This window comes from Spirosoma sp. 209 (genome assembly GCF_002006735.1).
GTDB classification, from domain to species: Bacteria; Bacteroidota; Bacteroidia; order Cytophagales; family Spirosomataceae; genus Spirosoma; species Spirosoma sordidisoli.
This window is the reverse complement of the sequence record NZ_MVEC01000001.1, coordinates 64,606-79,135: the sequence shown is the minus strand read 5'-3', so window position 1 is coordinate 79,135 and position 14,530 is coordinate 64,606. Positions and strand designations below refer to the sequence as shown.

Sequence of the window (14,530 nt, the reverse complement as noted above, 5' to 3'; positions counted from 1 at the left end):
ACCGATTACTGAAAACCGACTAAAAAGTACCGGATACCACCAAACCAATGCTATTTAACTCCGTCCAGTTTTTACTGTTCTTTATTGTTGTCACGCTCAGCTACTTTGGCTTGAAATGGCAGGGGCGGTGGATGTTACTGCTGGTAGCCAGCTGCTACTTTTACATGGTGCTGAAGCCGCAGTACATCCTGATTCTGCTGCTGACCATCATTATCGACTACATAGCCGGCATCTGGATCGAGAAGACCACCGGCCCGGCCAAACGCTGGCTGCTGATCATCTCGCTGATTTCGAACCTGGGTATTCTGGCGTTTTTCAAGTACCTCGGCTTTTTCACCGAAAACCTGTCGCTGCTGTTCGATCAGCTCAGCATGCCGGGGGTGGCGCAGAAAGTGATGGCCATTGGGAACCGACTGTTCGTGGGGGTGCTGCACCTGTTCGGCGAGAGCGGTGTCTCGTCGTTCAAAGACAACAAGAGCATTTTGCCGGTTGGGCTGTCGTTCCATACGTTTCAGGCCATGAGCTATACCATCGAGGTATACCGGGGCAACCAGAAAGCCGAGCGGCACTTCGGCATCTACTCGCTCTACGTCATGTTCTACCCGCAGCTGGTAGCTGGCCCGATCGAGCGTCCGCAGAACGTGTTGTGGCAGTTTCATAAAACCTTTCCCTTCGACGCCGAGAACGTAAAAGCGGGCCTGATGCAGATGGCATTCGGCCTGTTCAAGAAAGTGGTCATTGCCGACCGGCTGGTCATGATGACCGACTACGGCTTCAACGACCCGGGGCAGCATAACGGCCTGACGCTGCTGGTGGCCACGTTCTTCTTTACCTTCCAGATATACTGCGATTTCTCGGGTTATTCGGACATGGCCATCGGAGCCGCCCGGGTGATGGGCTTCACGCTTATGGAAAATTTCCGTACGCCCTACATCGCCCAGTCGGTGTCGGAGTTCTGGCGTCGGTGGCACATCTCGCTCTCGACTTGGTTCCGTGATTACCTCTACATTCCGCTCGGCGGTAACCGGAAGGGTAAGGTGCGGCAGTACATCAACATGCTGATCGTGTTTCTGGCCAGCGGCCTCTGGCACGGACCCAACTGGACCTACGTGATCTGGGGCGGTCTCAACGGGTTGTATCAGGTGCTGGCGGTGCTGCGCGACCGGGTGCTGGAAAGGCTGGGTTTCGCGCCGAAAGTATCGACGGCCGAGCGGCTCGAAGCCCCCGTTTCGCCCCTGCGGGTGGTGGGCAACGTGCTGTTTACCTTCGTGCTGATCATGCTCACCTGGGTATTCTTCCGGGCCCGTACCGTTGGCGATGCATTCCTGATTCTGCAGCGCATTGCCACCCTCTCGTTCGATCAGCCGGTGGGTAGCCCGATGAACGCGACCGAAATGGGTTTCAGCGTGTTTCTGATCGCGTTCCTACTGCTGAAGGAATATTTTTACCTGTACATTCCTACCCGCAATACGGCCCGCTTTACCATTCTGTTTGTGCTGATCACCTTTGCCACCTACCTGTTCGGGGTGTTCTCGTCCAACCAGTTCATTTATTTTCAGTTCTGAGCCGTTATCTTTAACCAGCGATGCGCCGGTACCTGTAGCCCATGAATGCACATTCCATCTCTGTCATTATTCCCTGTTTTAACGAACAGCAGGTCATTCGCGAAACGTACATGCGCCTGACCCGGGTGATGCAGGCCAACTTTTCGGCCTACGAACTGCTGTTCGTCAACGATGGCAGTCGGGACTATACCCTGTCCATCCTGAAAGAGCTTGCCAGCCAGGATGAGCACGTGCATATCATCTCGTTATCGCGCAATTTCGGGCACCAGCCCGCGGTATCGGCCGGTATCGAAAACTGCACCGGCGACCTGGCTATCATCATCGATGCCGATCTTCAGGACCCGCCCGAGCTGATTCCGGATATGGTGCGTATGTACGAAGCCGAGGGGTGTAACGTAGTCTATGCCGTTCGAAAACAGCGGCAGGGCGAAACCGTCTTCAAACGCGTTACGGCCAAATGGTTTTATCGCATCATCAACTACCTCTCCGAAGTGCCGCTGCCGGTCGATACGGGCGACTTCCGGCTCATTGACCGGAAGGTGATCGACGCGTTCAACCGGCTCGAAGAACGCAACAAATACATTCGGGGCCTGATCAGCTGGGTGGGTTTCAAGCAGGTGCCGATTTATTACGAGCGGGCCGAACGCTTTGCCGGCGAAACCAAGTACCCGCTCTCGAAAATGCTGAAGTTTGCCCGGACGAGCCTGCTTTATTTCAGCAATAAACCGCTGCGACTGGCCTCATCGATCGGTATTTTTTCGGTCATCATAGCTCTGTGTCTGACCATGTGGGTGCTCTACACGACTTTCTTCCTGCCCGACCGGCTGGTTCAGGGCTGGTCGTCGACGCTGATCGTGGTGATGTTCTTCGGGGGGACGCAGATGCTTACCGTCGGAATTCTGGGCGAGTACCTGGGCAGTATATTCAACGAGATCAAGAAACGGCCGGAGTTCATTGTCGATGAGAAAGTGAACACTAAACCGTTAAAATCAAACCCACCGGCCTAGCCGGTGGCGATGAGGGACCCCCTCTTGGCTACAGGCAAACAGCCCCGGCAGGAGCGACATGTATAAGCGAATCAATGCCTGTACATATCGCCCTTACCGGGGCTGCGATTTTCCTGCTAATCAGGTTCCTGCGCGTTTGGTCTGACGCCCTTCGTCAGCAGATACGCGCCAGATCAGTACCCCGGGTTCTGGTACATGCGCTCGGGGTTGAGCTTGACCTCATCGAACGGGATGGGGTAATAGTAGTCCTTGGGGCCGAAATTCGAGACGCGGGCGGCTCCGTAATCGGCCTGTGGCTTCGCCTGGAAGTAGGCTACCAGCTCGGCCGGGCTGAAGAATCGCTGCAGGTCGAACCAGCGGTGGTTCTCGAAGGCCAGCTCCACGCGCCGTTCGTGCAGAATAGCCTGCCGGAGGGTCGGATACCGGGCGCTGTAGGTGGGGTTGGCCCTGGCTGCGTTGTACAGGGGCAACTTGGCCCGCTCGCGTACCTGATCCAGAAACCCGATAGCCGACGCTTCGTCGCCCAGGTACAGGTTCACCTCCGCCAGCATCAGGATCACGTCGGCATACCGGATCAGCAGCCAGTCGTTGCCACCCCAGCCGTTGGTACCGGCCGCCGGGCTCGGGTCGCGGAACTTGGTGATGAAATAATCCCGCACGTTGGCCGCACTGGCGTATTTGATCGAGTACTCTTTGCGGAGATCCCCTTCTTCATAGTCTTTCACCAGATCGGGCTTTACGTTGCCGCCAACGCCCGTGGTGGTCCGCAGCGAGTTGATGGTTTCGCCCTGGGCCTGGTTACTGGCCGCAATACCGGACGAGAAGTTGACGTCGCCCTGCCGGTACACGATCTGGAAAATGGCTTCGGGATTCGTGGTCTTTTTCGCCACATCGAACACGTCGGCATAGGGAATGTCTTTCAGCGTGCCGAAGGTTCGTTTGGTGTAGGCGTTGGTCAGGTAGGTCTTGGCCTGGTTGAGGTTAGCCGCCCGGTTGGCCTGGTCGAGCGTGGTGGCCATGGTCAGGTAGACCTGCCCCAGCAGCGCATTTCCCGCCACTTTCGAGACCCGACCTTTCTGAGCGGCTGGCTGTATGTCGGGCAGTGGGCTGTTGATAACCTCGGTCAGATCGGCCACAATCTGCTCGTAGACTTTCTCTTTCTTCTCGCGGAAGGTATTGGTCCGAACGGCTTCGGCGGAGTTGAGCGGTTGGGTCACTAGCGGCACATCGCCCCATTTCCGGACGAGGTGAAAATAAGCCAGCGCCCGAATAAAGCGGGCTTCGGCCTGATACTGCGCTTTCGTCTTTTGACGAGGTGAAAATAAGCCAGCGCCCGAATAAAGCGGGCTTCGGCCTGATACTGCGCTTTCGTCTGCGGGTTGCTGAAGGTCAGCGTTTCTGTACCAGCCAGCACCTGGTTGGCCCGGGTTACGATCTGATACAGCGCCAGCCAGTGACTTTTCAGGTAGGTGTTGCTCGGCAGGATTGAGAAGTCGTTGAACTGAAACGGCTCGCCCGCGTTCGACTGGTTATCGTTCGTGCCGGTATTGTCGGAGCGTTGCTCATTGAAGAGACCGCTGCCTTCAGCCAGACCATTGTTGTTGCGCAGGGCCTGATACGCGCCGTTGAGCCCCAGCAGCGCATTTCCCGCCACTTTCGAGACCCGACCTTTCTGAGCGGCTGGCTGTATGTCGGGCAGTGGGCTGTTGATAACCTCGGTCAGATCGGCCACAATCTGCTCGTAGACTTTCTCTTTCTTCTCGCGGAAGGTATTGGTCCGAACGGCTTCGGCGGAGTTGAGCGGTTGGGTCACTAGCGGCACATCGCCCCATTTCCGGACGAGGTGAAAATAAGCCAGCGCCCGAATAAAGCGGGCTTCGGCCTGATACTGCGCTTTCGTCTGCGGGTTGCTGAAGGTCAGCGTTTCTATACCAGCCAGCACTTTTCATTTCCCGCCACTTTCGAGACCCGACCTTTCTGAGCGGCTGGCTGTATGTCGGGCAGTGGGCTGTTGATAACCTCGGTCAGATCGGCCACAATCTGCTCGTAGACTTTCTCTTTCTTCTCGCGGAAGGTATTGGTCCGAACGGCTTCGGCGGAGTTGAGCGGTTGGGTCACTAGCGGCACATCGCCCCATTTCCGGACGAGGTGAAAATAAGCCAGCGCCCGAATAAAGCGGGCTTCGGCCTGATACTGCGCTTTCGTCTGCGGGTTGCTGAAGGTCAGCGTTTCTGTACCAGCCAGCACCTGGTTGGCCCGGGTTACGATCTGATACAGCGCCAGCCAGTGACTTTTCAGGTAGGTGTTGCTCGGCAGGATTGAGAAGTCGTTGAACTGAAACGGCTCGCCCGCGTTCGACTGGTTATCGTTCGTGCCGGTATTGTCGGAGCGTTGCTCATTGAAGAGACCGCTGCCTTCAGCCAGACCATTGTTGTTGCGCAGGGCCTGATACGCGCCGTTGAGCCCCAGCAGCGCATCGTTTTCGCTCTGGTAAAAGTCGGCAGCGGCAATGGCATTGGGGTCGGTTTTGACCAGAAATTCCTGTCCGCAGGAGGCCATCGACAGCGTAGCGCTCAGGAGTAGGATTCGTACGTATGTTGGGTTCATGATTGACTGATTTTGCAGGCCTGATGAGTGCTGGACGGCTCGCGGGGACCGCCTGTGGAGGTCGGTTCAGCCACGATTCATCAGGCCCTGTTCATTAGTTTATGCCTAGAAAGAGATGCGGGCGCCGATGTTGTAGCCACGGGCCAGCGGGTACATGCCATAGTCGACGCCCGGGGTCAGGTTGACGCCAGCGTTATAATCGACTTCGGGATTGTAGCCTTTGTATTTGGTGATGGTGAAGGCGTTGTTCACGTTGGCGTAGACCCGCAGGCCACCCACCTTCACCCGACTCAGGAGCGACGCGGGCAGGTTATAGCCAATGGTCAGGTTGGTGCAGCGGAAATACGACCCGTTTTGCAGGTAGAAGGTAGACAGGCGGGTGCTGTTGCTCTGCGTACCACCGCGGGCAGCCCGGTATACCTGCCCGTTGCCCGGCTGCGCTTCGGAGCGGTAGCGTTCGTCGATAACGGCATACTGGTTGCCCGATGCTTCCATGTTGAAGACGTAGTAGTCCTGCCCGTCGAGCACCTGGTTGCCCTGCGAGCCGTTGAACGATGCGTTGAAGTCGAGCGCTTTGTAGCTGGCGGTAGCCGACAGACCGTAGGTGAATTTGGGATAAGGACTGCCAATGACCCGTTTGTCGGCATCGTTAACTACGCCGTTGCCGTCAACATCCTCAAAAATCAGGTCGCCGGGCCGCAGCGGGTTGCTCGATGCCGTAGAGCGGGCGGGGCCTTTCCGAACGTAGCCGGGAGCAAAACTCTGGGTGGCGGGGTTGTAGTTGGCGTTATCCTGCGCAATGGCTTCCATGTCGCTTTCCCGCACCATACCGACGACTTTGAACCCGTAGAACATACCGACCGGCTGGCCTTCCTGCGTCGTGTGAGTAATGTATTGCCGCTCGGCACCGACGGAGAAAATGGCGTTCGAGCCGCCCATGTCCAGCACCCGGTTCTGGTTAGTGGCAATGTTGCCGCTCAGGTTGACCTTGACATCCTGCGTCGAAACAATCCGGCCATCGATCTGTAACTCGACCCCCCGGTTGCGGATGCGTGAGTCGCGGAGGTTGGTCAGGATCGACGACGTGCCCGAAACGGCCGAAATCGGCTGGTTGAACAGCAGGTCATACGAGTAGCTGAGGTAGCCGTTGGCAATGATGAGGAGCCGGTTGTTGAGCAGGCCGACATCCAGCCCCGCGTTGAACTGCGACGTAGTTTCCCAGCCCAGCGCCTGATCCCGGATGGCCCCGGCCCAGTAGGCAGTGTTGATGGTGTTGGTGCCGAAAACAACCCCGCCCGGGTTGGCCATCGTTTGCAGGAAGCTGTAGTTCCCGATATTGTAGTTACCGGTCAGGCCCCAGCTGGCCCGCAGTTTCAGGCTGGAAGCCGCCCCCAGCCAGTCGCGGTAAAACGGCTCGTTGGACACGGTCCAGCCCGCCGACAGGGATGGAAAACTACCCCAGCGGTTGAGCGGCCCGAAGCGCGACGAGCCGTCGGTACGGAAAGCCGCCGTCAGGAAGTAGCGCTCATCGAAGCTGTAGGTGGCCCGGGCCAGGTACGACAGCAGCGTTTCTTCAAACTTACCCGTGGCGAGTTCGCTGCCACCGGTATTCAGGAAAAAGTTGGTCGGGTCGGCACCCCGTCCCGTAATTTCCTGAACGCGGTCATTCTGAAACCCCTGCGCCGACACGCTGATGCGGTCGCCGGTAATCCGCTGGGCCGTATAGCCACCCAGCAGATTCAGGTTGTGCAGTCCGAACTGACGGCTGTAGCTGGCCGTAAACTCGCCCAGCACGTTCTGCGTCGTGGTGGTCTGGGCGGTGGCGCGGGCGGCCGCAATAGCCTGGGGCGAGTAGGGCGGGTTGTTCCCGTTACTAAGGCTGGTGGGCAGGTAGTATTCGTACTTTTCGTTGAAGGTCTGCAGGCCCAGGTTCGCCCTGGCGATGAGCCCCGGAATGATCTCGTAGCTGGCGGTTCCGTTGTAGGTGCCGCGCAGCCCTTTGCGGGTGATGTTGGTCTCCTGCGCCAGTGCTACCGGGTTTTCGATGGTCTGGAACCCAAAGGTCGGCTGCTGCGACGCGGCTTCGTTCTTGATCAGTCGGCCGTTGTCGTCGTAGGCCCGGAAAATAGGCGGAAAAATCAGCGCGCCCAGGATCGGGCCCTGGTTGAACCGGCCTTCCTGCACCTCGCGGTTGTTGGTCGAGGTAACAAAGAAGCTGGCCCCTACCTTGAGTTTCGCGCTCAGGTCGGCGTCGATGTTGGCGCGCAGGTTTACCCGTTGCTGCTTCGTGGCCACGATGATCCCCTGCTGATCCTGGTAGCCCGCGCTGAGCAGGTAGCGGAGGTTGTTGGCCCCGCCCGAAAACTGAACGTTATGCCGGTTGAGGGGGGCGTTGCGGTAGAGCGCATCCTGCCAGTCGGTGTCGTACTTCGGGGCGATGGCCCGCTGGCTGGCAAAATCGTAAAATTCGGTCGGGATGCTGACCGAGCCGGCGTTCCCTACGTTGGCAATCCGGGTGGCGTTGGGGTCCGAGAAGTTGGCGTTGGTGAAGGGCTTCCCGGCGTTCTGCATCAGGTCGCGGTAGGTATTGTTGCGGGCGTCGATGAGCAGGTCGACAAACTGGGTCGAGTTCAGCAGCTTCACCTTTTTGGCCAGCTGATTGATGCCGAACTGGTATTCGTAGTCGAGCTTTCCCTTGCCGTCTTTGCCGCGTTTGGTCGTGATGAGCACCACGCCCCCCGAGGCCCGCGACCCGTAAATAGCGGCCGAAGCGGCATCCTTCAGGATGTCGATACTCTCGATGTCGTTCGGGTTGATGAACACGTCGTTCCCGGCCGGAAACCCGTCGATGACATAGAGTGGGTCGGAGCTGGCGTTGATCGAGCCGATACCCCGCACCCGGATCTTCGTACCGACATAAGGCGCTCCGCTCACCTGAGCCACCTGAACGCCAGCTAGTTTGCCAACCAGGGCCTGACCAAGGGTAGGAGCCGCCAGGTTCAGCTCGCGGGCTTTCACGTTGGCAATGGCTCCGGTTACGTCGCTTTTCCGCAGGGTCTGGTAACCCACCGCCACCACTTCGGCCAGCTGGTTGACGTCTTCTTTCAGGCGGATGGTCAGCGTCGGCTGGGTGCCGACCACGATTTCCTGCGCCATAAAGCCAACCGATGATACGACCAGGGTAGCGCCGGGGGCAACATCGATAGAAAACCGCCCGTTGGCGTCGGTGACGGTACCTTTGCGCGACTGTTTATCGACAATGTTGACGCCGGGAATGGGTTGGTTCTGCTCGTCGGTAACGATACCCGTGACGGTAACGAGCCGATTTTCGCTGGTGCTCCAGCCGGTCGGCAGGCCGCTGACCGGCTGGAGCACCGTTGTGCCGAGGGTCAACGCCAAAGCGCCAGCCCAACGCCGAACGCGTGAGGTTGAGTACTGCTTCATATCAATAGGTTGTCTGTTTGGTATTCGTACAGGAAGGCGCAGACCGAAGGGGCTGGGTGCTTTACCAGGGTGGCCGCTTTACCAGCTGAGGTCTACGAAATGCGCATTGTTCGTGCGCGAGGAGGTGACGGCCAGGCCGGTTGTCTGGTCGTTGAGCAGGGCAAATCCCTCCAGCTCGTCAGTTTTATCGAGGTCGATGGTGCGGAGTACGTGCTCGCGGCCCGTTTCGATGGATTTGCTGAGATCGAGAAAGGTAAACCGCCACCGGCGGCCTTCTATCTGGTTCTGAATCAGGACCAGCACCCCTTTGGCGGGTATCCAGTGGAGATTCTGTACCCAGGGTGAGCAGGTGAATTTTTTGACAACGACACCCGGTTCGCTGGTTTTTTTTGCCGTGGCCAGCCGGGCCGGATCGTACAGGCGTACCTCGTTGGTGCGGTTACCGTAGTCGGCGGTAGCCACGTACCAGCGGTTCTGGTACTGCACGTATTCGGGGCGGGTTCCCTGAATGCAGGCGTCGTCTTCGATGGTGTTGAGCAGGTTCCCGTCCAGGGTTCCGGTGTTGAGCAGCCCGGCCCAGTTGACCGAATAAATAACGGCCCGCCACCGGGTGCCTTCCGGATTTTGCGACGCGTCGCCCGGCCGGATGCTGTTTCCGATGAACGTTGGCCCCAAACCATTATACGCAATGCCGGTGGGATGGTTGATCACATCCTGTCCGCCTTTGGTGAGCCGGATTTCCTGACCTGTGTAACTAAGCGACTTCGGCCCAACGGCATAGGTACGAATCATGCCCACCTCGCGGTCGCCGTAGAGATAGGCCCTGCCGTTCAGAAAACTCACCCCCTGGCACGCGCCCAGCGAATCGACGGTTGTTGCGTGGGTCAGGGTTAGCCCAATATCGGCTCGGTCGAGGAAAAACAGGCTGAGCGAGGAGAGGGAGAGGAGTAACAGTAGCTTCATGCGCATCCGGTTTCGTTGAGAGAACGGTTGGCAGCAAGGCCCGAACGAGGGGCTGCTTTTGCCACCACAAAGGTGGGCTGCGGATGTGATGCGAGTTTTATCCTACTGTTTCCGTAGTGTTATGATTGGCGGTCGTCGGCCAGGCCCGCTTCATACCACGCACGCATTGGGCCGTTGCGGGAGCCGGCAGAACCCGCCTTCCGCTCATCGATCAGCGCGCGGCCGGAATAAACGTCAGCGCTACGCCGTTCATGCAGTACCGCAACCCGGTAGGGGCGGGTCCATCGGGAAAAACGTGTCCCAGGTGGGCGTCGCAAACGGCACAGCGCACTTCCGAGCGGTTCCCGTCGGGTTCGGTATAGACGGCGTTTGACAGGATAGGGGCGAAGAAGCTGGGCCAGCCCGTACCCGACTCAAATTTGGCGGTCGACGCGAACAGGGGGTTACGGCAACCGGCGCAGGCGAAGGTGCCGGGGCGGTGTTCGTGGTTGAGCGGACTGCTGTTTGGCCATTCGGTACCGCGGTCGCGCATGACCCGATACTGAGCAGCCGTCAGGATCTGGCTCCAGTCCGCATCGGATTTTTCGACCCGCCGGTTGCCGGGCGAGGTGGCGCCGGCGGGTCGGCGGTGGGGTGGGCGTGGCGTACCGAAATAGGTGGCGTAGAGCCAGAGCCCCCCGGCAACCAGCACCGCCAGGAGTAAAAAAAGCTGGGTTTGCTTCATACCGGCAGAACACCATCAGGCCCGGCCCGGGTTCATCGGCCAATAGCCACTTTTCGCAGAATGGAGTCGATGACCTGCAGGGGCGTTACGCCATCCGCTTCGGCTTCGTAGTTCAGCATGATGCGGTGGTTGAAGACATCGGGCGCTACTTCCTTGATGTCTTCGGGCAGGACGTAATCGCGCCGGTCGAAGTAGGCGAGGGCTTTGGCGGCTACGTTCAGGTGGATACTGGCCCGGGGCGACACGCGGAACTGAATATAGCGGGCTTCGTCGCGGAGGTTGTACTCCATGGGTCGGCGGGTAGCAAAAACGAGTTCGATGATATGCCGTTCCAGGGTTTCGGAGATGGTGATGCCGTTGATTTCGTCGCGGATGGCCACCAGATCTTCCTTGCCCAGCACCGGCTGCACCTCATAATCGAAGTTCATATTCGACATCCGTCGCATAACGGCCAGTTCGTCGTCTTTGCTGAGATAATCGACAAAGACCTTCATCATGAACCGATCGACCTGGGCTTCGGGCAGCGGATAGGTGCCTTCCTGCTCGACGGGGTTCTGGGTGGCCAGCACCAGAAACGGGCGGTCGAGAACGAAGGTTTCTTCGCCGATGGTTACCTGCTTCTCCTGCATGGCTTCGAGCAGGGCCGCCTGCACTTTGGCGGGCGAGCGGTTCACTTCATCGGCCAGAATCAGATTGGCAAATATAGGTCCCTGCTTCACCTCAAACTCGCTGGTCTTCTGGTTGAAAATCATCGTGCCGATCAGGTCGGCGGGCAGCAGGTCGGGCGTAAACTGAATGCGCTGAAAGTCCAGTTCCAATACTTTGGCCAGGGTGTTGATGGTCAGTGTCTTGGCCAGGCCCGGTACGCCTTCGAGCAGAATATGACCACCTGTGAAGAGGCCGATCAGCAGCCGGTTCAGCAACCGTTCCTGCCCAACCACGACCTGGCTCATCTCGTTGAATACCTCGCGTATTTTAGTGTGGTAGGCAAAAGAAGTGGCGGGCTGCATAGGAAAATAGAGGACTGATTACTGAGTGTTTGGTTCTGTATACGGAGCCGCCAGACCGCCGTGTCGACGGACTGGCCGGGCTAAAACGCAGCCCGAATGCTCCGGTCTTTGCCGTGAATATCTTTATAGACCTGAATGTTCGAGAAGCCCCGTTCGGTGAATACCTGCTGGGTGGCGCTGCCGAATCGTTCGTTAATCTCGACGTAACAAGCGCCGTTTCTGGTCAGGTGGCGGGTGCAGAAATCGGCTACCGCTTTGTAAAATACCAGCGGATCGTTGTCATCGACGAACAGGGCCAGATCGGGCTCGTAGTCCAGCACGTTACGGTCCATGCCGGCCGCTTCGGAGCGGGTTACGTAGGGCGGATTGCTGACCACTACGTCGTACTGCTGCCCAAAATCAGGGGCTACGTTCAGGATATCCTGAATAGCAAACGTAACGTCGGCGTTCAGGTGCCGGGCATTTTGCCGGGCCAGCGCGAGCGCATTTTTAGAAACGTCCCAGCCCGTTACGACCGACTGGGGCAGAAAGCGGGCCAGCGTTACGGCAATACAGCCACTGCCCGTACCGATGTCTACGATGGGTACATCGTCGGTACGGTCGGCAAAATCGTGCATGATCAGGCGCACCAGGTCTTCGGTCTCGGGCCGCGGAATGAGCACGTCGGGCGATACCTCAAACTCCAGTCCGCAGAAGATGGTGGTGCCAATAACGTGCTGGATGGGCTCCTGCCGGTTCAGCCGTTCCAGTATCCGGAACCAGTCCGGTTCGGTGCGATTGGGGGGTAAGGGTTTGTCGGTCAGGACGTCGGTTTTTCGGAGTCCGAAGTAATGATCGAGCAGCATAAAGGCCATTTCGCGCGCTTCCTCAGGCGCGTAGGCGGTAATGTTCTTGCTTAAGCGGTCGTATAGCGGTTTGGCTGTGGCCATTCGGTGTCAAAAGTAATTGAAGTGTAAAACTGGCAAAAAGGCGGGAGAATTCTAACCGTTTTCTAACCCCGAACTAACCCGGTTCTTAGGGGCTTACCCCACCTTTGTACCATCGCAACGGCGATACAGAGTATCAAATTAACAGAACGATGAAAACGACCCTATTGATAGTGACCGGTTTAGTGCTGACTACTGCGGCTGCCATGGCCCAGAGCAGCAGCAGCCGTCATGACCACACATATTCGACGCACAATTACAAACATGCCAATAAAAGTGCTGAGGCCCGTCGCTGGGAGCAGAAAGCCGGAACACCGGTGCTGCTACCGGCTGCACAGGGGGCCGTGGCCAACTATAAACAGCCTGTACCGGGTACGACACCGTCGGGTAGCCTGATGGTAACGGCCAATGAACCGGCTTCGCTGGCCAGCCGCAACTATAAAACCGGCCATGGATCATTCACCACGGCTGATCAGGGCCAGTACGTAAAACGAGCTGGCGATAAGAAAACGGCCGATAAAACGGCCGTCGGGGAATAAGTAAGCACACCTGTTTAACGAGAGACAAATGGCCCGGATCGTTTCCGGGTCATTTGTGTGTTTGGGGAGTTCGATGGTCAGCTCCCGCGCTGGCATTGGCGGATGGAGGTTTCGAACCGCTGCTGAATGGCCTGTATCCGTTTTTCGTCGCGGGTGTTCAGGTCGAATGAGGTGTGGCCGCCGTCGCCTTTTTCGCGCAGCGTTTTCGAGAAAATGCCAACCTTTACTTTCCCTTTTACCTGGTTGGCCGGAACATCCAGGACCAGGGTGTAGTTGCCGTTACTGGCTGCTTTATAACTTACCTTGCGAATTTCTTTCAATGGCCAGTTCATGTCCATTTTTACCCGGATACCTTCTTCTTTTGTGTCTACATTCATGGTCATCAGGCAGTCGTTGAAGTCGAAAACAGGTTTGGCTTCGCTGTTGTCGACGAGCTCGTTCAACTGTTCTTTGAGCCAGGCGGTGTTTTCGGTCAATGTTTGGGCCTGGGTGGTTTTGGCCGTCACCAGGCCAAGACCCAGTAGGAGGGAAGCAATGCATATGCGAAGCATGACGTAATTTGGGTTGGTTGTTAAGAGGTATAGAAAAGCAATATAGTACTATAATTGAATCTGATCGTGTAAGTCAGATGCACTCATTTACAACCTGGTGACAATGAATGAACAATATATGCGTCGTGCGCTCGAACTGGCCGCGCTGGGCCGGGGCCACGTCAGCCCCAACCCGATGGTGGGCTGCGTGATTGTGCACGGCGATCGAATTATTGGCGAAGGCTGGCACGAGCGCTACGGACAGGCCCATGCCGAACGGAATGCCATACGATCGCTGCGTCCTGAAGATGAACCGCTGCTGACCGACAGCACCGCTTACGTAACCCTCGAACCTTGCTCGCATTACGGCAAACAGCCTCCCTGCGCCGACCTGCTCATCGAAAAAAAAATCGGTCGGGTGGTCTGCTGTAACGATGATCCCAATCCGCTGGTTGGCGGGCGGGGATTCGACAAACTGCGGGCGGCTGGCATCCCGGTCGAAACGGGCGTACTGGCCGAAGCGGGTCGACGGCTTAACGCCCGCTTTTTTACATTCATGGAGAAACAGCGGCCGTATGTGATCTTGAAGTGGGCCGAAACGACCGATGGGTATCTGGCGGGTCCGGGTGGTACGCCGGTGCAGATCAGCGGCCCCCTGTCGCAGCGGCTGGTACACCGCTGGCGGACCGAAGAAGACGCGATCATGGTCGGCACCAACACCGCCCACACCGACAATCCCCGGCTTAACGTGCGGCTGGTACCCGGCCGAAACCCGATACGGATCGTTATCGACCGGGCGCTTCGGCTGGATGCGGGACTCCATCTGTTCGACGGGTCGCAGCCGACGTTACGGTACAACCTGATCAAAACGGAAACCGTTGGACAGACGACTCTGGTACAGCTGACGGCCGATGAGCCGGTTCTGCCCCAGCTGCTCGCCGATCTGCGGCAACGGTCTGTTCAGTCGGTCCTGGTAGAAGGGGGAACCACCCTGCTCAACGCCTTTATCGACGCCGGTCTCTGGGACGAAATGCGGGTGTTCCGCAGTCCAATGCTACTGGGCGCAGGTATCGAAGCCCCCACCGTGCGGGGTACCTTTTTCGACTGCGAGCGCGTCGGCGACGACGAACTGACGACGTACCGACGGTTGGATTGATAATGTTGGGGTTTTCCTTGGTCCCGTCGGGAATGGGATTGGTCCCGTCGGCATAAATG

General features: G+C 57.9%; 13 protein-coding genes. 4 read left to right on the top strand and 9 right to left on the bottom strand.

The annotated features are described in order from the left end of the window. The first annotated feature begins 47 nt into the window (after positions 1 to 47). Together B1C80_RS00310 and B1C80_RS00305 are read left to right on the top strand one after the other, a co-directional pair. The gene (locus tag B1C80_RS00310) at positions 48 to 1,565 is read left to right on the top strand and encodes an MBOAT family protein (RefSeq protein WP_077919058.1); all 1,518 of its coding nucleotides are present in this window, start codon (positions 48 to 50) and stop codon (positions 1,563 to 1,565) included. 41 nt (positions 1,566 to 1,606) lie between these two features. Beyond that, the gene (locus B1C80_RS00305) at positions 1,607 to 2,572 is read left to right on the top strand and encodes a glycosyltransferase family 2 protein (RefSeq protein WP_077919057.1); all 966 of its coding nucleotides are present in this window, start codon (positions 1,607 to 1,609) and stop codon (positions 2,570 to 2,572) included. 173 nt (positions 2,573 to 2,745) lie between these two features. Here the strand turns inward: B1C80_RS00305 and B1C80_RS28600 are convergent, their stop codons facing one another. The 8 genes from B1C80_RS28600 to prmC form a co-directional block, all read right to left on the bottom strand. After that, a complete protein-coding gene (locus tag B1C80_RS28600) occupies positions 2,746 to 3,834 on the bottom strand; it encodes a RagB/SusD family nutrient uptake outer membrane protein (protein WP_255376553.1) in 1,089 nt (362 codons plus the stop codon). After that, entirely contained in the window at positions 3,789 to 4,514 is a 726-nt protein-coding gene (locus B1C80_RS28595) for a RagB/SusD family nutrient uptake outer membrane protein (protein ID WP_139361562.1), read from the bottom strand. Before B1C80_RS28595 ends, B1C80_RS28600 begins: the two co-directional genes overlap by 46 nt. Beyond that, positions 4,499 to 5,179: a RagB/SusD family nutrient uptake outer membrane protein gene (locus B1C80_RS00295; RefSeq protein WP_236648534.1), complete on the bottom strand. Its 681-nt coding sequence runs from the start codon at positions 5,177 to 5,179 to the stop codon at positions 4,499 to 4,501. The genes B1C80_RS28595 and B1C80_RS00295 overlap by 16 nt, the downstream gene beginning before the upstream one ends. Before the next feature lie 105 nt (positions 5,180 to 5,284). Further along, positions 5,285 to 8,623, bottom strand: a complete 3,339-nt coding sequence (locus B1C80_RS00290) for a TonB-dependent receptor (protein ID WP_077919056.1) — start codon at positions 8,621 to 8,623, stop codon at positions 5,285 to 5,287. 78 nt (positions 8,624 to 8,701) lie between these two features. Further along, positions 8,702 to 9,586 carry a hypothetical protein gene (locus B1C80_RS00285; protein ID WP_077919055.1) on the bottom strand — a complete coding sequence of 295 codons (885 nt, stop codon included), beginning with the start codon at positions 9,584 to 9,586 and terminating at the stop codon, positions 8,702 to 8,704. Between the two features lie 211 nt (positions 9,587 to 9,797). Continuing rightward, the gene (msrB, locus tag B1C80_RS00280; RefSeq protein WP_077919054.1) at positions 9,798 to 10,310 is read right to left on the bottom strand and encodes a peptide-methionine (R)-S-oxide reductase MsrB; all 513 of its coding nucleotides are present in this window, start codon (positions 10,308 to 10,310) and stop codon (positions 9,798 to 9,800) included. A 32-nt stretch (positions 10,311 to 10,342) separates the two neighbouring features. Beyond that, complete coding sequence (locus B1C80_RS00275) at positions 10,343 to 11,320, bottom strand: MoxR family ATPase (RefSeq protein WP_077919053.1); 978 nt, start codon at positions 11,318 to 11,320, stop codon at positions 10,343 to 10,345. A gap of 80 nt (positions 11,321 to 11,400) precedes the next feature. Beyond that, complete coding sequence (gene prmC, locus B1C80_RS00270; protein ID WP_077919052.1) at positions 11,401 to 12,249, bottom strand: peptide chain release factor N(5)-glutamine methyltransferase; 849 nt, start codon at positions 12,247 to 12,249, stop codon at positions 11,401 to 11,403. Positions 12,250 to 12,398: 149 nt separating this feature from the next. On the opposite strand from prmC, the gene B1C80_RS00265 reads away from it, so the two are divergent. Beyond that, entirely contained in the window at positions 12,399 to 12,785 is a 387-nt protein-coding gene (locus tag B1C80_RS00265) for a hypothetical protein (RefSeq protein WP_077919051.1), read from the top strand. A gap of 77 nt (positions 12,786 to 12,862) precedes the next feature. Here B1C80_RS00265 and B1C80_RS00260 read toward each other — a convergent pair whose 3' ends face one another. Further along, complete coding sequence (locus B1C80_RS00260; protein ID WP_077919050.1) at positions 12,863 to 13,336, bottom strand: hypothetical protein; 474 nt, start codon at positions 13,334 to 13,336, stop codon at positions 12,863 to 12,865. Positions 13,337 to 13,439: 103 nt separating this feature from the next. Between B1C80_RS00260 and ribD the strand changes: the two genes are divergently transcribed. Next, positions 13,440 to 14,471, top strand: coding sequence for a bifunctional diaminohydroxyphosphoribosylaminopyrimidine deaminase/5-amino-6-(5-phosphoribosylamino)uracil reductase RibD (gene ribD, locus B1C80_RS00255; RefSeq protein ID WP_077919049.1), 1,032 nt, complete (start codon positions 13,440 to 13,442; stop codon positions 14,469 to 14,471). Positions 14,472 to 14,530 lie beyond the last annotated feature (59 nt).

Bases quoted from the DNA above. Each gene is read 5' to 3' on its own strand.
- B1C80_RS00310 (WP_077919058.1), top strand. From the start codon at position 48: ATGCTATTTAACTCCGTCCAGTTTTTACTGTTCTTTATTGTTGTCACG.
- B1C80_RS00305 (WP_077919057.1), top strand. From the start codon at position 1,607: ATGAATGCACATTCCATCTCTGTCATTATTCCCTGTTTTAACGAACAG.
- B1C80_RS00295 (WP_236648534.1), bottom strand. From the start codon at position 5,179: ATGAACCCAACATACGTACGAATCCTACTCCTGAGCGCTACGCTGTCG.
- B1C80_RS00290 (WP_077919056.1), bottom strand. From the start codon at position 8,623: ATGAAGCAGTACTCAACCTCACGCGTTCGGCGTTGGGCTGGCGCTTTG.
- B1C80_RS00285 (WP_077919055.1), bottom strand. From the start codon at position 9,586: ATGAAGCTACTGTTACTCCTCTCCCTCTCCTCGCTCAGCCTGTTTTTC.
- msrB (WP_077919054.1), bottom strand. From the start codon at position 10,310: ATGAAGCAAACCCAGCTTTTTTTACTCCTGGCGGTGCTGGTTGCCGGG.
- B1C80_RS00275 (WP_077919053.1), bottom strand. From the start codon at position 11,320: ATGCAGCCCGCCACTTCTTTTGCCTACCACACTAAAATACGCGAGGTA.
- prmC (WP_077919052.1), bottom strand. From the start codon at position 12,249: ATGGCCACAGCCAAACCGCTATACGACCGCTTAAGCAAGAACATTACC.
- B1C80_RS00265 (WP_077919051.1), top strand. From the start codon at position 12,399: ATGAAAACGACCCTATTGATAGTGACCGGTTTAGTGCTGACTACTGCG.
- B1C80_RS00260 (WP_077919050.1), bottom strand. From the start codon at position 13,336: ATGCTTCGCATATGCATTGCTTCCCTCCTACTGGGTCTTGGCCTGGTG.
- ribD (WP_077919049.1), top strand. From the start codon at position 13,440: ATGAATGAACAATATATGCGTCGTGCGCTCGAACTGGCCGCGCTGGGC.